The organism is Pseudomonas sp. PA-4-8C (assembly GCF_021606625.1).
In the GTDB taxonomy this organism is placed as follows: domain Bacteria; phylum Pseudomonadota; class Gammaproteobacteria; order Pseudomonadales; family Pseudomonadaceae; genus Aquipseudomonas; species Aquipseudomonas lactis.
This window is the reverse complement of record NZ_WKCD01000539.1, coordinates 1-1,320: the sequence shown is the minus strand read 5'-3', so window position 1 is coordinate 1,320 and position 1,320 is coordinate 1. Positions and strand designations below refer to the sequence as shown.

The 1,320-nt window shown below is 61.0% G+C and carries 2 protein-coding genes; both read left to right on the top strand.

Going from position 1 to position 1,320, the window contains the following annotated elements; genetic code table 11:
• A partial coding sequence (locus tag GIW04_RS30790) for a winged helix-turn-helix domain-containing protein (RefSeq protein WP_236479618.1) occupies nucleotides 1–135 on the top strand: 135 nt, incomplete at its 5' end.
• On the top strand, nucleotides 122–1,320 hold a 1,199-nt coding region (locus tag GIW04_RS30785; protein WP_236479617.1), incomplete at its 3' end, for a sensor histidine kinase. The genes GIW04_RS30790 and GIW04_RS30785, both read left to right, overlap by 14 nt.

The window sequence follows — 1,320 nt, the reverse complement described above, 5'->3', positions numbered from 1 at the left end:
CCCCATGACCGCAGTCTCGATATGCACGTCAGCCAGATCCGCCGCAAGCTCAAGGCCATCGGTTACATCGAGCGGGAAGTGCGCACCGTGTGGGGCAAGGGCTACGTGCTGAGCGGTCACGATGAAGGGCTTTGAGCGACTGCCTGGCAAACACTCGTTGTTCTGGAAGCTGGCTTGCCTGTTGATCGCCTTCTGTTTGCTGATGATTTGGCTCAGTTGGTCGTGGGGCCGCTACATGGAGCAGCAGAGCGCGTACCTGTCCGAGAAGTCGCGGGAGATTCTCACTGGCTATGCCGCCGGCGCCGAACTGGCGTGGAGCACACAGGGCAGTGCTGGCGTGGACGTTTGGCTGCAGCGAATGGCCGAGCGTGAAAGCACCTGGGTTGGCGTGATCGGTAACGACTTGCAGTCCCTGGGCAGCACCCCCTTGAGTGACAAGGAAAGCCAGCGCCTGACGTTTTTGCGTGGATTGGACTGGCCGGTCAGCCGGCATGTCATCGGTTTGCCCTGGATGAAGGTGCCGTTTCCGGTCGACCCTGGCGCGGGGTCGCTGGTGATCGAGCTGCCGCAGCGCTTTATGCCTGGGCGCTATCAGCTGTTCTGGCGAGTGGTCACCAATGGTGTGATTCCAGGTCTATTTACCCTGTTGCTGTGCATCGGCCTTTATCGGCTGCTGATCATGCCCCTCAATCAATTGCGCGAGCAGGCCAACGCCTGGCGTGCGGACCAACTCAATACGCGAATGTCCCGTGATGCCACCAGCCGCCAGGATGAACTGGGCGAGCTGGGCCGCGCCTTTGACCATATGTCCGAACGCCTGCAGGGCACCGTGCGTTTGCAGCAGCAGTTGCTGCGCGATATGTCCCATGAACTGCGCACACCCTTGAGCCGCCTGCGGGTAGCCTGCGACAGCGAGCAAGACCTGGCCAAACTGCGCGAACGCCTGGGTCGGGAAATCGACGCCATGCAGCGCCTGGTGGAAGACAGCCTGCAACTGGCCTGGCTCGACAGCGAAACGACGCCACTGCCCCAGGAAGATATTCAGCTCCAGGCGTTATGGGACATATTGAGTGAGAACGCGTGTTTTGAAAGCGGTTGGCCCGCATCGCGCTTGCCGTGCCTGTTACCGGCGGACAGTTGGGTGCGAGGCAACCTGAATGCACTGGCCCAGGCCCTGGAAAATATCCTGCGTAACGCCATACGCCACTCGCCCAAGGGCGGCTGCGTGCAACTCGACGGCTGCCGTGAGGGAGATTATTGGCATATCTGGCTGCAGGATCAGGGGTCGGGGATTGTGGAGGGTGACTTGGAGCGCATCTT